The organism is Celeribacter baekdonensis, assembly GCF_003047105.1.
Classification (GTDB): Bacteria; Pseudomonadota; Alphaproteobacteria; order Rhodobacterales; family Rhodobacteraceae; genus Celeribacter; species Celeribacter baekdonensis_B.
Genome location: NZ_CP028475.1, coordinates 1641144 through 1656137, shown reverse-complemented (window position 1 = coordinate 1656137; position 14994 = coordinate 1641144). Strand labels below are relative to the sequence as shown.

Genomic DNA, 14994 nt, shown 5'->3' with positions numbered 1-14994 from the left:
ATCTTATGGGAATGTCAGAGGGTTGAAATATGGGTCAAAGCCGCGTGAGCCTCGCGGCGTAGCTGGCGAGTTGATCCACCACCGTGCCCCAGCCGTCAAAAAAGCCCATGTCCTTATGGGTTTGTGCCGCCTCTTTTGAGCGGTGCCGAGCGGTTGCGGTGTAGATTGTGCCACCGTCGGGGGCATCTTCAAAGGTCAGGATTGCGGTCATGAACGGGTCCGGCGCGGGCTTCCATCCTTCGGAATAGCCGTCTGTAAAAACAAGCTTTTTGCCGGGGATCAACTCAAGATAGACGCCGTTGTTTTCCATCACCGTGCCATCGACGTCAAAGACCGTGTTGAACCGGCCCCCGACGCGCAAATCAATGTCGCAGGCGGTGACTTTATGCGGAGCGGGGATGAAGAAATGCGGGATATGTTCGGGCTGTGTCCAACAGTCCCAAACCAAGGTGCGGGGCACGGCCAGAGTACGGGTAAAGCTGAGATCAGTCTTTGGGTCGAGGATCATCTGTGTGCTCCTGTGAGGGGTGAGCGAGTTGGGTGACATAGGCGTCAAAACGGTCAAGGCGACCGGTCCAAAGGCGGTGCTGTTCCTCAAGCCAGCTTTGCACCGGGGTAAAGGCACCGGGGGTGAGGCGGCAGGTGCGGATGCGGCCCTGTTTCTGGCTGGAAATCAGCCCGGCGGTTTCGAGTTTTTTGACATGGGCCATCAGCGACGGCAGAGCCATGTCATGTGCACTGTGCAGCTCCGACAGGGTTGCGGGCCCGCGCGCCAAACGGGTTAGGAGTGCGCGCCGGGTCGGGTCGCTGAGGGCTGCGAACAGCGTGTCGAGATCGTTTGAATGTTTAGTCATGTGGCTAAGTATTTCGATTCTGTTGCATGACGCAAGCAAAACTTAGCTGTATGACTAACTTTTTGGCGGAGTGGCTTGTTTCCAATAGGAAACCCGTTAATTTGAGGCTCTCACCCCAGACCGAAAGTGATTCCCGTATGATCCGTATCGACAAATCCGGCCTCAAGGTCGACCAAGAGCTTGCCACCTTTATCGACACGCAAGCGCTTGTGGGGACGGGGGTGACGGCTGAGGTGTTTTGGGGCGGGCTGGCCGATATGGTTGCCACATTCGGCCCGAAAAACCGGGCGCTGTTGCAAAAGCGCGAAGAGATGCAAAGTCAGATTGACGACTGGCACATCGCCCGCAAAGGTCAGCCGTTGGATGCGAGCGCCTACACGGACTTCTTGCGTGAGATCGGTTATCTGGTGCCGGAGGGGCCGGATTTCACCGTCGAGACCAGCCATATCGACGCCGAGTTCGCCAACAAACCGGGCCCGCAATTGGTGGTGCCGATCACCAACGCGCGCTATGCATTGAATGCCGCGAATGCCCGTTGGGGCTCGCTCTATGATGGGCTTTATGGCACCGATGCGCTGGGCGATGTGCCGACGGGCAAAGGCTATGACGCGCCCCGTGGCGCGCGGGTGATTGCTTGGGCCAAGGCGCATTTGGACGCGGTTGCCCCGCTTGCGGGAGGTTCATGGGCTGACGTGACCTCGATTTCGGTCAAAGACGGCATGGTCTTGGTCGATGGCCCGATGGGCGTCACCGGCCTGTCTGATCCAAGCCAGTTCGCCGGATCAAGCGAAGGGCATATCCTGTTGATCGTCAACGGGCTTTACATTGACATTGTCATCGACGCGTCCACCCCGGTGGGGGCACAAGACCCGGCGGGGATGTCTGACATTGTGCTCGAATCTGCGGTGTCCGCGATCATGGATTGCGAGGATTCCGTCGCCGCCGTTGATGCCGAGGAAAAACTTGGGGCCTATCGCAATTGGTTGGGTCTGATGACGGGCGATTTGACCGAAGAGGTGACAAAGGGCGGCAAGGTTTTCACCCGTGCCCTCAATCCGGACCGGGTCTTTGTCGCGTCGGATGGGACGGAGCTGACGCTCAAGGGCCGCGCGATGATGTTGGTGCGCAATGTTGGGCATTTGATGACCAACCCGGCGATTTTGGACCCGGAGGGGCGTGAAATTGGCGAAGGGATCATGGACGCGCTGGTCACGGTGATGATCGCGATGCACGATCTGCAAAAGACCACGGGTCCGCGCAATTCAACCGAAGGCTCGGTCTATATCGTCAAACCCAAAATGCACGGCCCCGAAGAGGTGGCTTTTGCCGATGAGATCTTTAGTCGGGTCGAGGCCATTTTGGGCCTGCCGCAGTACACGGTGAAACTTGGCATCATGGATGAGGAGCGCCGCACCAGCGCCAACCTCAAAGAATGCATCCGCGCCGCCAAACATCGCGTGGCCTTTATCAACACCGGCTTCTTGGATCGCACCGGCGATGAAATCCACACCTCGATGGAAGCGGGGCCAATGATCCGCAAAGGCGAGATGAAAGATCAGCCGTGGATCAAAAGCTATGAGGATCGTAATGTCGATATCGGTCTGGCCTGTGGCCTCAAAGGCCGGGCGCAGATCGGCAAGGGCATGTGGGCAATGCCGGATTTGATGCAGGCGATGTTGGAGACCAAAATCGGCCACCCGAAAGCGGGCGCGACCTGTGCCTGGGTGCCCAGCCCGACCGCGGCCACATTGCACGCCACACATTATCACAAGGTCGATGTCTTTGCCGTTCAGCATGCAATCGCCAAAGGCGGTGCGCGCGGGACGCTTGCCGATTTGTTGACGCCGCCTTTGGCGCAAGGTGTGAATTGGTCCGAGGATGAAATCCGCGATGAGGTTGAAAACAACGCCCAAGGCATTTTGGGCTATGTGGTGCGTTGGGTGGATCAGGGGGTCGGGTGCTCGAAAGTGCCAGACATTCATGATGTCGGGTTGATGGAAGACCGCGCCACGTGCCGGATTTCTTCGCAGGGTCTGGCCAACTGGCTACATCATGGCGTGGTGTCCGAGGATCAAGTCATGACGGCGATGAAAAAGATGGCCCTCGTGGTGGATCGTCAAAATGCGGGGGATGCGGCCTATACGCCAATGGCGCCGGGCTATGACGGCATCGCGTTCAAAGCCGCCTGTGATTTGGTGTTCAAAGGCCGGGTTCAACCGTCGGGCTACACCGAACCCGTTCTTCATGCCCGCCGTTTGGAGCTGTTGAACGTCAGACGACTGTGACCTTTGCGTCAAAAACTGACCCAAATGGAAAACCAAACCTTCGCGCAGATCGCAGCGAATGGCGAGTTTGAGCCCAGTTTGACCGATGCTGCACCCCGTTTAAAAGTCCGCTATGTTGAAATTGGCACAAGTCAATTGCTGTGTCTCTCATTGTTGGCAGGAGCAAATTTTGAATAGTCTAACGTACAAGATCGAACCTGCTGAGTTCTCGAATGATCATCAAGTTCGACTACTTGTTGATGGCGCTGATGTGCTTGGCACTGATTATCTGGGCTTGGATCCAATCGACTTCATGCGTATCGTCGGACCCGAAACGGCGGGCAGTGTTTTGGTTGGGCGGTGTGATTGCGGTTGCATTGGTTGTGACGACGTTGCCGCGCAAGTGAAGCTTGACGACCATGAAGTAACATGGCTGTTGCGGGGAAAAACCTACCGCTTTGAAATTGCAGCTTACAAATCGACATTAGGTGGCGTCGCATCTGACCATGCATGGGAGGATATTGGGCGGCGTGTCGAACGTATCCTAACTGAACGGGTCCACGCAGATACACGCTGGGTTGCCGAAGATACACGTTTCGACTGGGTGTCTACGCGATGTTCACGGCACCAATTGACCTATAGCTTCACCATTGACGGCCAGCAGATCACCTTCTCAACGGGATGGGATGGTCAAACCGAAGCGAGCGCGATCTCCGCTAACAATCGTGTGCTTTTCGAAAGATTCTCTGAATAACGTTGACTTCAAGAACACCAGACGTTGGTGCAATCGCAGCGAAAGTCTGAAAAGTCCCGCATAGTGGACCTCACGGCATGTTGCGATCAAGGTCCGGTTGGGTCAGGAATGCTTGGCGATTGGGGCAATAGTGCGTGACGCTGCGCTCTGATTAGAGACAGAGAACCCCGGCCATCGCGTTAAAGATATGCGACGTTCCACAGGAGCTCAAATCCCGGGTGTGATCAATCCGGGGGCAGTGGGCCCGGTTTTGTGAGTATTTGAACAGCGCAAAGACGTATTTGCGCAGGGATGCAGAGCCCCTGCGCACCCATGCCCCTTTTCTCTGCCCGCAAAGAGGGTATTCTTTCCCGAAAAGGAGAGGCATACCATGAGTAGACCCATCGTTGGCGTGATCGGAAATTCGGACCTGCTGAATGGGCAATACCCGGCCTATACCGGCGGCAAAATGAACGCCGAAGCCCTCGCGGATGTCTCGGAGTGTATGCCGCTTTTGATCCCCGCACATCCCAGTCTCGTCTCGGTCGAAGAGTTGATGGCGGTCTGTGACGGTTTTTTGTTCACCGGCGGGCGGCCCAACGTGCACCCCGAGGAATATGGCGAACCCGAAACCGATGCGCATGGTGCGTTTGATCGCGGTCGCGATGCGGTGACACTGCCGCTTATTCGCGCCTGTGTTGCGGCAGGGTTGCCGTTTTTGGGCATTTGTCGCGGCTTTCAAGAGGTCAATGTCGCCATGGGCGGCACGCTTTACCCCGAAATTCGCGAGCTGCCGGGGCGGATGAACCACCGCATGCCGCCCGATGGTACGATTGAGGAAAAATTTGCTCTGCGCCATCCGGTGCGTCTGAGCGAGGGCGGGGTGTTTCATCGCTTGTTTGGCACCGACGAGGTGATGACCAACACGCTTCACGGGCAGGGGATCAAAACCCCCGGCGCACGCATCGTGATCGAAGGCTATGCTCCCGATGGCACGCCTGAGGCGATTTATGTCAAAGACGCGCCGGGGTTCACGCTTTCGGTGCAATGGCACCCGGAATGGAACGCCTGTCAGGACCCGGTGTCGCGGCCGCTGTTTACCGCCTTTGGCGATGCGGTTCATGCCTATGCTGCGGCCCGGACGGGTGCCTCGATGTCGAAAGCCGTTTGAACGCCCAAATCCCGCTCACAGCGCCTTTTCCATCCGAAAATTTTCAATCCCAACGCCGTCGCGGATCACGGTTTGACGCGCCACAACGCGCCAACCGCGTTTTTCAAAGAAACGTCGGGCCAGATGCGAGGCCTCTGTCTCCATAAAGGACAGGCCAAGCCGGCGCGCCTCTGCCTCGCAGGCGTCATATAACGTGGCGGCTGTGCCTTTGCCCATCTCCTCCAAAGCGACATAGGCAAAGTCGATATGGCCATCATGTCCCATGGTGAAAAAGCCTTTGAGCCGTCCCCATCTTGTGGCGCAGATTGCATAGCCTGCGGTCAGCCGTGCGGGCCATGTGTCGGGGGCCTGATCGCGCGCGGGTGCCCAAGCGGCGCGTTGCACAGCCGTATAAAACGCGCCCGTGCCGCCATGCACCGTGCGGTAAAACAGGGCGTAACAGGCATCGGCGTCCTGTGCGGTGACGGGGCGCAATTTCAGGGCACGTATTTTCATGACGAATGTGTAGCGGCATGGCGGGGTCTCGGCTAGATTGGCGCGATGAAATATCTCGATTATCCCCCCGTCTGGCTTTTGGCCTTCATGACCGCCGTTTATGCCTTGGCCCGTGTTGGCCTCAGTTTTGCTGCGCCCCCTCTGGTGCCGCTGGCGGGATGGATTTTGATCGCGCTGGGTGTGGGGCTTATGTGTGTGGCGGCTTGGACGATGTGGCGGCACAAAACCACGGTCATCCCCCACAAACGGCCCACCGCGATTGTCACCAATGGTGTCTACGCCCTGTCGCGCAATCCAATTTATCTGGGGGACGCCTTTACACTCGCAGGCTTTGCTTTACTTTGCGGCAGTTGGATGGGGATCGTGTTGGTTCCGGCCTTTATGGCCGTGATTCAAAAGCGATTTATCATTGAGGAAGAACAAAAGCTTCGGGCGGGATTCCCACAGGATTTCTCCGTTTGGGCGATGAAAACGCGACGTTGGTTGTAGTCTTTCGCCATGGCGCAAAAATGTTAGCGCAATAATGTTGCGAAACATTGGTCGGATTGGGTAAGGATGCACCAAGAATGCGAATAGGACTGGGGAAAAGGAAAATCTCGTGAAATTTGGGGTTCCAAAGGAAGTCTTTGAGGGAGAAGCGCGTGTCGCGTTGACACCTGAGAGCGCCAAGCAGCTACAAAAACTTGGATATGACTGTGCCGTTGAAACCGGGGCCGGTGTGCTTGCCGGATTCTCCGACAAAGATTATGCGGACGCAGGCGTCGAGGTCATCAAGACCGCCGCCGCGCTTTGGAAGGACTGCGACATCGTCGCCAAAGTTCGCCAGCCGTCCGAGACAGAGATGAAGCGGCTCAAATCGGGCCAGACTTTGATCTCCTTCTTCAATCCAGGCGCCAATGAAGCCGGGATGGAGATGGCCAAATCCAAAGGCGCCAACGTGATCGCCATGGAAATGGTGCCGCGGATTTCGCGCGCCCAGAAAATGGATGCGCTCTCCTCCATGGCCAATATCGCGGGCTACCGCGCAGTCATTGAGGCTTCCAACAATTTCGGGCGTTTCTTCACCGGGCAAATCACCGCCGCTGGTAAAGTTCCGCCTGCAAAAGTGTTGGTTGTCGGTGCCGGTGTGGCCGGTCTTGCCGCCATCGGGACATCCACCTCGCTCGGTGCGATCACCTATGCGTTTGACGTGCGTCCCGAAGTGGCCGAACAGGTCGAAAGCATGGGCGCGCAGTTCGTCTACCTCGATTTCGAGGAAGAACAACAAGATGGCGCGGCCACGGGCGGCTATGCCTCTGTGTCCTCTCCTGAATTCCGCGAAGCTCAGCTTGCGAAATTCCGCGAATTGGCCCCGAAGTGGACATCGTGATCACCACCGCGTTGATCCCGAACCGGGAAGCGCCCGAACTTTGGACCCCCGACATGGTCGCGGCGATGAAGCCGGGCTCTGTCATTGTCGATCTTGCGGCGGAAAAGGGCGGCAACTGTAAGCTGACCAAAATGGACGAGAAAATCGTCACCGAGAATGGCGTGACCATCATCGGGTACACCGACTTCCCGTCCCGCATGGCGGCTCAGGCCTCGACGCTCTACTCCACCAACATCCGTCACATGATGACCGATTTGACGCCGGAAAAAGACGGTCAAGTCAATCACAACATGGAAGACGACGTGATCCGGGGTGCGACGGTGACCTATGCAGGCGAGATCACGTTCCCGCCGCCGCCGCCGAAAATCAAAGCCATCGCTGCCAAGCCGAAAGAAGCGGCTAAAGTGTTGACGGCAGAGGAAAAACGCGCCGCAGAAACCGCCGCATTCAAAGCCCAGACCAAACAACAGGTCATGTTGATGGCCATCGGTGCGGTGCTTTTGTTGGGGGTTGGCCTTGTTGCGCCTGCCTCCTTTATGCAGCACTTTATCGTCTTCGTTCTCTCCGTTTTCATTGGCTTTCAGGTCATTTGGAACGTGTCGCATTCGCTGCACACCCCCCTCATGGCTGTCACCAACGCCATTTCGTCGATCATCATCTTGGGCGCTCTGATGCAAATCGGATCAAACTCTTGGCTCGTGATCGTTTTGGGTGCTTTGTCGGTCTTCATGGCCGGGATCAACATCTTTGGCGGCTTTATGGTCACACGGCGCATGCTTGCCATGTTCCAGAAATCTTAAGGGGTAGGGATCATGGAATACGGTTTTACAACAGCGGCTTACGTGGTCGCAGCGGTCCTCTTCATCCTCTCTCTCGGGGCTTGTCGGGCCAAGAAAGCGCAAAACGCGCGGTGTGGTACGGGATTGTCGGCATGGCTTTGGCCGTGTTCGCCACCTTGATCGGGCCGGGCTCTGGCCTGTGGCTTTTGTCGCTCGTGCTGATTGCGGGCGGCGGGATCATCGGCTGGATGGTTGCCACCAAGGTCGAAATGACCGAAATGCCGCAACTTGTCGCGGCGATGCACTCGCTCGTCGGTTTGGCTGCGGTCTTCGTGGGCTTTAACGCCCATTTCGAGGCCACCAATGTGGCTGGTCTCGATGAGGCTGCGCGTCATGGTCTCGACGGCTTTGCGGCGCTTCTGGCCCATAAAACCCCGGTCGAGCTGAACATCCTCAAAGTCGAATTGTTCCTCGGCATCTTCATCGGGGCAGTGACCTTTACCGGGTCCATCGTGGCCTTCGGCAAACTTGCGGGCAAACTGAACTCGAAAGCCACCAAACTTCCGGGTGGTCACATGTTGAACGCGGCTGCCGCTGCGATCTCCGTGCTCTCTCTGATTTGGTACTTCAACACCGGGGGCTTTTTGCCGCTGGCGATCATGACGCTGATGGCGTTGTTCATCGGCTACCATTTGATCATGGGCATCGGTGGCGCCGATATGCCGGTGGTGGTCTCCATGCTCAACTCCTACTCGGGCTGGGCTGCGGCTGCGATTGGCTTCTCGCTTGGCAACGATTTGTTGATCGTGGTCGGTGCGCTGGTGGGCTCTTCCGGTGCGATCCTGTCTTACATCATGTGTAAGGCGATGAACCGCTCCTTCGTTTCGGTCATCTTGGGCGGCTTCGGCGGCACCACGGGTCCGGCGATGGAAGTCGAAGGCGAACAGATCGCGATTGATGCCGATGGTGTTGCCACCGCCCTCAATGAGGCCGATAGCGTGATCATCGTTCCGGGCTACGGCATGGCTGTGGCTCAGGCGCAGGCGGCTGTCTCTGAACTGACCAACAAGCTGCGCGCCAAAGGCAAAAACGTGCGCTTCGCCATTCACCCGGTTGCGGGTCGTTTGCCGGGCCACATGAACGTGCTCTTGGCCGAAGCCAAAGTGCCCTACGACATCGTGATGGAAATGGACGAGATCAACGAGGACTTTCCGAACACGGATGTGGTCATTGTTATCGGCTCCAACGACATCGTGAACCCGGCCGCACAAGAAGATCCGAACTCCCCGATCGCCGGGATGCCGGTTCTCGAAGTGTGGAAAGCCAAGCAGGTGTTCGTGTCGAAACGTGGTCAGGGCACCGGCTATTCGGGCATCGAAAACCCGCTGTTCTACAAAGAAAACACGCGGATGTTCTACGGCGATGCCAAAGACAGCATGAACGCGCTGCTGCCGAAGCTCGACTAAGGTTCATCGCAGGATAAATACTCACGAAGGGCGGCCCACGCAAAGGGCCGCCCTTTTTTCTTGTCTTGAGTTAGGCTTTGGACAGGAGGCTGAGAACACGTTCTCCATAGGCGCGTGCACTGTCCAAATCACCTTTGAGAGGGCCTTGTTCGGGCGTACTGTCGGAGGGAGAGGTCGCCAAGGGCCCCAACGCGCCGCCACTCCAATTTTGATCCTCCGGCCCGCTGGCCAAAGCATTGGCAGGCATCTGGCCAAGACTGACCCAAAGCCCGCCATGTTGCGCGGCAAGGGTGGCGAAAAACAGTATCGTCATGGCTTTGTCGCCGTTGGTGGAGGCCGAATTGGTGAAGCCGCCCATGAGTTTCTGATCCCAAGATTGGGTCATCCAGCGTTTAGAGCTCTCATCTGCCATGCGTTTGAATTGCCAGGCGGGGCCGCCCATGTAGGTGGGGCTCCCGAACAGGATCGCGTCGGCCTGATCCAGCGCCATCCATGCTTCTTCTGGGAGCGTTCCCTCATCAGACACACGCCAAAGCCGTGCAGAGGCACCGGCACCGGCCGCCACGGCCTGCGCTTGTTTGACTGTGTGGCCGTAGCCGGAAAAATATACGATTTCGATCTGGGCCATGTCTGTTTCTCCTGTGACATCCATTGTGTCAGGGCAGGCTATGGCGTTTACTTTTTATTTGTAAGTAGATACCAGTTGGTAACTAAAGAGATTTTTTTCAAAAAACATGTGTAAAGCTGCAAAGGGCCATCCTCAAAATGTCTCACACCCCAACTCAAACGGCATCTGGTTGCCCGGTCGAACAGGTCCTGCGCCTGCTTGCGGGGCGATGGACACTCTACATCCTGTGGCGACTGCAGGACAAAGGTCCGCAACGCTTTAATGCTTTGGTGAAATTGATCCCCGGCGTATCGCCCAAGGTGTTGACCGAAAGGCTGCGGCAATTGGAGGCCGCAGGCCTGGTGGACCGACACTATGAACCCACAGTGCCGCCGCAAGTCACCTATAGTCTGACCGAAAAAGCGCAGGATTTGCGTGAAACCTTGGCCGAAATAGCGGATGTGTCGCGGCACTGGGTGGCGGATGGCTGGACCATGGAAGGCGGTTTTGCCGACTAGGCCCATGTCGCCTAAGCCTAGTCTGCGCGCTGTTTTCTTGCGCCAAAAGTGCCCGGAAAAAGTGCTAAATCCATGAATTTCAATATCTTTTACCTCCCCTCAAGGCCGACTGTGCGGTGTTGGGTGGGGTATGTTCAGAGATGTTTTGCGTCTGCGACCTATGTCTTGTATGCGGAGGTATTCCATCAAGCTATTGATATTACGACAATTTATCTCTTCTCAGATTGCATTTTGCGGCCTATGGTGTGCAAAAATCGCACCTGTTCCCTTACCTATAAAGGCGTCCCATGGCTCCCCTGACTGATCACCCTCGCCGTTACGAATTGGCCAATGAATTGCACGCACGGCCTTTCCCGGAAATGGCCGGACAGGCGCGCGCGGCCTATTTGGCGATCCGGGCGTCGGGGGACGCGGCGCGGCGGGATCGGGATTTGGACCGGGCGCATCTGTTGGCGTTGTTGGATCGGTATGGTGCGGCGCATCCGGCTCCGGGGGCGACCCATTACTCCGGTCCTTTGGGCAAATATCGGTTGAAATGGGAAAGCCACACCGAATTCGTCACCTACACGATCTTTGCCGACGGCGTCTCTGAACGCGCCTTTGACAAGGGCACGTTTGATTTGTTTCCCGAGGAGTGGTTGACCCAAGCCCCCGGCCAAAGGATCACCTCAGCGTTGATCCGGGTGGAAACCGTGGCGGATGATGCCGCCGTGTCTGACCGGGTGGATCAGTGGTTTGAGCGCGAAAGCCTTGCCGTGGCGCGGGTGCTGGACGGGGCCATGGTGGTCGCGGGCGATTTCCGCATTGATGAGGCCGGGCACATGCGCTTTGCGCTGTTCCCGCAGCCGGATTGTGGCCAACGTCGGATCGGCCGGGTGGTGCAGCGGCTCTGCGAGATCGAAACCTACAAAACCATGTCGATGCTGGGCCTCGTGCAGGCGCGCAAAGTTGTGTCTGAATTGGCCGATATCGAAAAGGAGCTGTCAGAATTGATGACGGCGCTGACCGAACGCAATGCCACGTCGGCCGAGGAGGTGTTGGACGATATTTTGGGGCTGTCGACCCGGATCGAAAATCTGGTGACATGCAGCAATTTCCGCTTTGGCGCGACGGGGGCCTATGAGGCCATCGTCACTCAGCGGGTTGATGTGCTGCGCGAGGAACGCTTCTCGGGGCGGCAGTTGTTTTCCGAGTTCATGATGCGGCGCTACGATCCGGCGATGCGCACGGTCAAAGCCGCTGAACGGCAATTGGGAAGCCTCGCTGAACGGGCGGCGCGCGCGGCCAATTTGCTCCGCACCAAGGTTGATGTTGGCCGTCAGGCGCAGAACCAAGCGCTGCTTGAATCCATGGACAAACGCGCCGATCTGCAATTGCGGTTGCAAGAGACGGTGGAAGGCCTGTCCGTGGTGGCGATCAGCTATTATGCGGTCAGCCTCGTCGGCTATCTGATCTACCCGGTTTTGGAGCCAATGGGCCTTTCGAAAGGTTTGGCTTTGGCGATGGTTACGCCGCTGGTTGTCCTTGCCGTGTGGCTTGGCTTGCGGCAGATAAAGAAGCATCACCTTGGATAAGGCGGGCGGTCAAAGCACCGCCCAACCCGATTGAGACCAAAGCCAAAATCGCAGCCAATGAGAGCGTCGGCACACCCGAAAGCCCCGCGCCCACGGTGCAGCCGCCCGCCAGGACGCCACCGACGCCCATCAAAGCCGCCCCGGCCATGTAGCGGCCAGTTTGGCGCGGGTTTTCAAAGCTTTGCCACTGGAACCGGCGAGCGGAAAGCGACGAGATCAGCGCGCCCAAGATCACGCCACCGATGAGGCCCGTGCCGAACCCTGCGGGGATGGATGAGGCGGCGACGGTCCAAAACAGCGTTTCGGCGGAGGGCGAGGTGAAGGACAGGCTTTCCATCGCGATCGGGTCGAATTCATCGAACAACACATAGCCGGTGCCGATCCACGCCAAAGGCACCAAAAGGCCGATCAATGCCCCCAGTGCAAGATCACGGCCACGTGCGGAAAAGCACCAGGCGGCCAGTGCCGCGCCCCCGGCCAAAATCACGGTCCAGATCACCGCAGACCCGGGCAGCGTGGCGGAGTGCAGCGGCACGGTGATCGCGCCAAGTGTCGTGCGCAACGGGGCCAAGATACCTTTCAGTGTGGCATGGGCGACGACGGCGAACACCACCAAGACAAGTGCGGCGCGCAGGTTGCCAGAGCCCGTCAATACGGTGAGCCGGGACACACAGCCACGGGTCAACACCATGCCCGCACCAAACATCAGCCCGCCAAGGATGATCGCCACCCACGGCAGGTCGGCGGCGAGGAAGCGGTGCGCGTCGAAACTGATGAGGCCTTGGGCGACGGCGAGCTGCGTGCCCAAAATGGCGGTCGAAAGCCCCGCGAGCCAAACCCCGGCGGCGGCACGACGTTCGTTTTTGGCTCCGGCCACCGCACGGCGGAAACAGAATTTTGACACTTCGGCCAAGACGCCAAAAGCAAGGCCAAGGGCCAAGCCCAAAAGGATTGCCGCTTGGCGTGGCAGAATGTCTAGCCCGAGGGTCTCGTACATGGGTCCGTCTCCGAGGTCTGCTGTGCGTGGAATATTCGTCTTGATAAAGGCCAATTGTACAGCTTTGCAATCTTGAAGCTGTTCCAAGCGGCGGCGGTATGAGGAACATTGTTCCTGAACAGGCCAAATTCTTCGATGCCCCATTTCGTGGGTGTATCGTGATATGGCACAAAAAAACGCGCAGACGAGACCTGCGCGTTTTTCGTTTTTATTGACGGGACTGACTTAGCGGCCGCGAATGCGCGGGTCCAAAGCGTCACGTAGCCCGTCACCGATGTAATTGACGGCCAAAACGGTCAGCGAGATCGCCAGACCCGGCCAAATCACCCGCTCGGGGTATTGTTGGATCATGTCCTTGGCATCAAACAACAACCGGCCCCAGGTTGGGAAATCCGGTGGGAAGCCGAGGCCCAGAAAGGACAGCGCGGATTCAGTGATGATCGCATTGGCGATGCCCAACGTGGCCGAAACCATGATCGGCGACATGATATTGGGTAGGATGTGACGCAGCACGACGCGACGGCTTGGCGTGCCAATCGAGCGGGCGGCCAGCACATATTCGCGTTCTTTGAGGGCCAGAACATCACCGCGCACGATCCGCGCGGTCTGCATCCAAGAGGTGATGCCGATCACGAACACGATGAGGACGAAAATTCCGGTCTCAAGCCCGAACATCGCCCGCAACGGATCGCGAAACAGCATGATGATCACCAGCAAAAGCGGCAACAGCGGCAGGGCCAAAAACAGATCGGTGAAGCGCATCAATAGCCCGTCCAGCCGTTTCCAATACCCCGCCAAAACCCCCACGAAGGTGCCTAAAACCAAGGACAGCCCCATCGCGGTCAGGCCAACGGAGATCGAGGTCTGCCCGCCCTTGAGCATCCGGGCCAAGATGTCGCGACCCAATTGATCGGCGCCAAACGGATGCGCCAAAGAGGGGCCTTTGTTGCGGGCTCGGAAGTCGATGTAGGTCGGGTCGATTTTCCACAGGTAGGGGCCAAGATAGACCGCCGCGATGATAAAGATGAAAAAGATCAGCCCGGCCATCGCGCCTTTGTGGGTTTTGAACTGGTCCCACACGTCCCACCATTGATTGCGGGGCGGACGGTCGGCCTGGGTCTGTGCGGTTGCGTCGGTCATATGATGGGCCTCAGTCGTAGCGGATGCGGGGATCGAGGATGCCGTAAAGAATATCCGCGATGAGATTGAAAAGAACGATGAGCACAGCGAAGATGAAGGTCAGCGTTTGCACCATTGGCGCGTCAGAGGCGTAGATGGCAGTGATCAACATCTGCCCCAACCCATTCACCTGAAACACCTGCTCGGTGATGATCGCGCCGCCGAAAATCGTCGGCACCCCCAGCGCAATGACGGTGACCACCGGGATCATCGAATTGCGCAGCACATGGGAGAGCACCACAATTTTTTCCGACATGCCTTTGGCGCGGGCGGTGCGAACGTAATCCTGGTTGAGGTTGTCCAGCATTGAGGCCCGCATGAACCGCGAGATTTGCGCGGCGTTGTACAGGGCCAAAACTGAGACCGGCATGATCATTTGTTTGACCTGATACCAGAAGCTGCTCCAATCGGTGACGGTGTGGGTGGTGTCATAAATCGACGGGAACCATTGCAAGATCACCGAGAAGACCACGATCAACAAGACGCCGGAAAAGAAAGTGGGGATGGAAAAGCCGATCATCGAAATGAACGTGCCGATTTGGTCGAACCACGAATATTGTTTGTAGGCGGAAATGATGCCGATCGGCAGGGCGATCAGGATGCCAATGACATAGGACAGGCCAACAACCCAAAGCGTTTGCGGCATCCGTTCAGCGACCACCGTCATCACCGGCGAACGCGATTGGAACGAGATGATCCGCTGTTTTCCCTCGGCGAAATCGGTGCCGAACAGGTGATCCCATGCCACTTGCGGTTCAACGACAAAGAACTGGTAGAGCCAGTTCAAAAACCGAATATGAACGGGTTCGCCCAGACCCAAAGCCTCGCGCATTTTCTCTTTGACCTCGGGCGGCACGGTGAGCGGGATCGAAGACATCGGATCGCCCGGTGCCAAGTCAAGCAAAAGAAAGATCACCAAAGAGATGAACAGAAGCGTCGGGATGGAGATCAGCAATCGACGGATCGTGTAATTTAGCATGGGCGGCGC

General features: G+C 57.6%; 13 protein-coding genes and 2 pseudogenes. 8 read left to right on the top strand and 7 right to left on the bottom strand.

Annotated elements, in window-relative coordinates; genetic code table 11:
• Positions 1-34 precede the first annotated feature (34 nt).
• The gene (locus tag DA792_RS11625) at positions 35-508 is read right to left on the bottom strand and encodes an SRPBCC family protein (protein WP_107720081.1); all 474 of its coding nucleotides are present in this window, start codon (positions 506-508) and stop codon (positions 35-37) included.
• Positions 486-854: an ArsR/SmtB family transcription factor gene (locus DA792_RS11620; protein WP_107720080.1), complete on the bottom strand. Its 369-nt coding sequence runs from the start codon at positions 852-854 to the stop codon at positions 486-488. Before DA792_RS11620 ends, DA792_RS11625 begins: the two co-directional genes overlap by 23 nt.
• Positions 855-991: 137 nt before the next feature.
• On the opposite strand from DA792_RS11620, the gene DA792_RS11615 reads away from it, so the two are divergent.
• The 3 genes from DA792_RS11615 (at position 992) to DA792_RS11605 (ending at position 5022) form a co-directional block, all read left to right on the top strand.
• Positions 992-3139, top strand: a complete 2148-nt coding sequence (locus DA792_RS11615; RefSeq protein WP_107720079.1) for a malate synthase G — start codon at positions 992-994, stop codon at positions 3137-3139.
• A 169-nt stretch (positions 3140-3308) separates the two neighbouring features.
• Complete coding sequence (locus DA792_RS11610; protein ID WP_159075253.1) at positions 3309-3872, top strand: hypothetical protein; 564 nt, start codon at positions 3309-3311, stop codon at positions 3870-3872.
• A gap of 370 nt (positions 3873-4242) precedes the next feature.
• Entirely contained in the window at positions 4243-5022 is a 780-nt protein-coding gene (locus DA792_RS11605; RefSeq protein ID WP_107720077.1) for a gamma-glutamyl-gamma-aminobutyrate hydrolase family protein, read from the top strand.
• A gap of 15 nt (positions 5023-5037) precedes the next feature.
• Here the strand turns inward: DA792_RS11605 and DA792_RS11600 are convergent, their stop codons facing one another.
• Positions 5038-5517, bottom strand: a complete 480-nt coding sequence (locus DA792_RS11600; protein ID WP_107720076.1) for a GNAT family N-acetyltransferase — start codon at positions 5515-5517, stop codon at positions 5038-5040.
• 45 nt (positions 5518-5562) lie between these two features.
• On the opposite strand from DA792_RS11600, the gene DA792_RS11595 reads away from it, so the two are divergent.
• From DA792_RS11595 to DA792_RS11585, 3 genes and pseudogenes are all read left to right on the top strand, one after another.
• Positions 5563-6006, top strand: a complete 444-nt coding sequence (locus tag DA792_RS11595) for a methyltransferase family protein (protein ID WP_107720075.1) — start codon at positions 5563-5565, stop codon at positions 6004-6006.
• A gap of 109 nt (positions 6007-6115) precedes the next feature.
• A pseudogene (locus DA792_RS11590) lies at positions 6116-7686 on the top strand (Re/Si-specific NAD(P)(+) transhydrogenase subunit alpha).
• Positions 7687-7698: 12 nt separating this feature from the next.
• A pseudogene (locus DA792_RS11585) lies at positions 7699-9131 on the top strand (NAD(P)(+) transhydrogenase (Re/Si-specific) subunit beta).
• Between the two features lie 70 nt (positions 9132-9201).
• Here DA792_RS11585 and DA792_RS11580 read toward each other — a convergent pair.
• A complete protein-coding gene (locus DA792_RS11580) occupies positions 9202-9759 on the bottom strand; it encodes a flavodoxin family protein (protein WP_107720074.1) in 558 nt (185 codons plus the stop codon).
• 137 nt (positions 9760-9896) lie between these two features.
• On the opposite strand from DA792_RS11580, the gene DA792_RS11575 reads away from it, so the two are divergent.
• Together DA792_RS11575 and DA792_RS11570 are read left to right on the top strand one after the other, a co-directional pair.
• Positions 9897-10256: a winged helix-turn-helix transcriptional regulator gene (locus tag DA792_RS11575; protein ID WP_107720073.1), complete on the top strand. Its 360-nt coding sequence runs from the start codon at positions 9897-9899 to the stop codon at positions 10254-10256.
• Between the two features lie 287 nt (positions 10257-10543).
• Entirely contained in the window at positions 10544-11830 is a 1287-nt protein-coding gene (locus DA792_RS11570) for a DUF3422 family protein (RefSeq protein WP_107720072.1), read from the top strand.
• Here DA792_RS11570 and DA792_RS11565 read toward each other — a convergent pair.
• The 3 genes from DA792_RS11565 to DA792_RS11555 all read right to left on the bottom strand — a co-directional run bounded on the left by DA792_RS11565 (position 11763) and on the right by DA792_RS11555 (position 14985).
• Complete coding sequence (locus DA792_RS11565; RefSeq protein WP_107720071.1) at positions 11763-12827, bottom strand: YeeE/YedE family protein; 1065 nt, start codon at positions 12825-12827, stop codon at positions 11763-11765. The genes DA792_RS11570 and DA792_RS11565 overlap by 68 nt on opposite strands.
• Before the next feature lie 225 nt (positions 12828-13052).
• The gene (locus DA792_RS11560) at positions 13053-13967 is read right to left on the bottom strand and encodes an ABC transporter permease (protein ID WP_107720070.1); all 915 of its coding nucleotides are present in this window, start codon (positions 13965-13967) and stop codon (positions 13053-13055) included.
• A 10-nt stretch (positions 13968-13977) separates the two neighbouring features.
• Positions 13978-14985, bottom strand: coding sequence for an ABC transporter permease (locus DA792_RS11555; protein WP_107720069.1), 1008 nt, complete (start codon positions 14983-14985; stop codon positions 13978-13980).
• Positions 14986-14994 lie beyond the last annotated feature (9 nt).

What these genes read in the sequence shown, in the direction of transcription:
- DA792_RS11625 (WP_107720081.1), bottom strand. Translation starts at nt 508, where the DNA reads ATGATCCTCGACCCAAAGACTGATCTCAGCTTTACCCGTACTCTGGCC.
- DA792_RS11620 (WP_107720080.1), bottom strand. Translation starts at nt 854, where the DNA reads ATGACTAAACATTCAAACGATCTCGACACGCTGTTCGCAGCCCTCAGC.
- DA792_RS11615 (WP_107720079.1), top strand. Translation starts at nt 992, where the DNA reads ATGATCCGTATCGACAAATCCGGCCTCAAGGTCGACCAAGAGCTTGCC.
- DA792_RS11605 (WP_107720077.1), top strand. Translation starts at nt 4,243, where the DNA reads ATGAGTAGACCCATCGTTGGCGTGATCGGAAATTCGGACCTGCTGAAT.
- DA792_RS11600 (WP_107720076.1), bottom strand. Translation starts at nt 5,517, where the DNA reads ATGAAAATACGTGCCCTGAAATTGCGCCCCGTCACCGCACAGGACGCC.
- DA792_RS11595 (WP_107720075.1), top strand. Translation starts at nt 5,563, where the DNA reads ATGAAATATCTCGATTATCCCCCCGTCTGGCTTTTGGCCTTCATGACC.
- DA792_RS11580 (WP_107720074.1), bottom strand. Translation starts at nt 9,759, where the DNA reads ATGGCCCAGATCGAAATCGTATATTTTTCCGGCTACGGCCACACAGTC.
- DA792_RS11575 (WP_107720073.1), top strand. Translation starts at nt 9,897, where the DNA reads ATGTCTCACACCCCAACTCAAACGGCATCTGGTTGCCCGGTCGAACAG.
- DA792_RS11570 (WP_107720072.1), top strand. Translation starts at nt 10,544, where the DNA reads ATGGCTCCCCTGACTGATCACCCTCGCCGTTACGAATTGGCCAATGAA.
- DA792_RS11565 (WP_107720071.1), bottom strand. Translation starts at nt 12,827, where the DNA reads ATGTACGAGACCCTCGGGCTAGACATTCTGCCACGCCAAGCGGCAATC.
- DA792_RS11560 (WP_107720070.1), bottom strand. Translation starts at nt 13,967, where the DNA reads ATGACCGACGCAACCGCACAGACCCAGGCCGACCGTCCGCCCCGCAAT.
- DA792_RS11555 (WP_107720069.1), bottom strand. Translation starts at nt 14,985, where the DNA reads ATGCTAAATTACACGATCCGTCGATTGCTGATCTCCATCCCGACGCTT.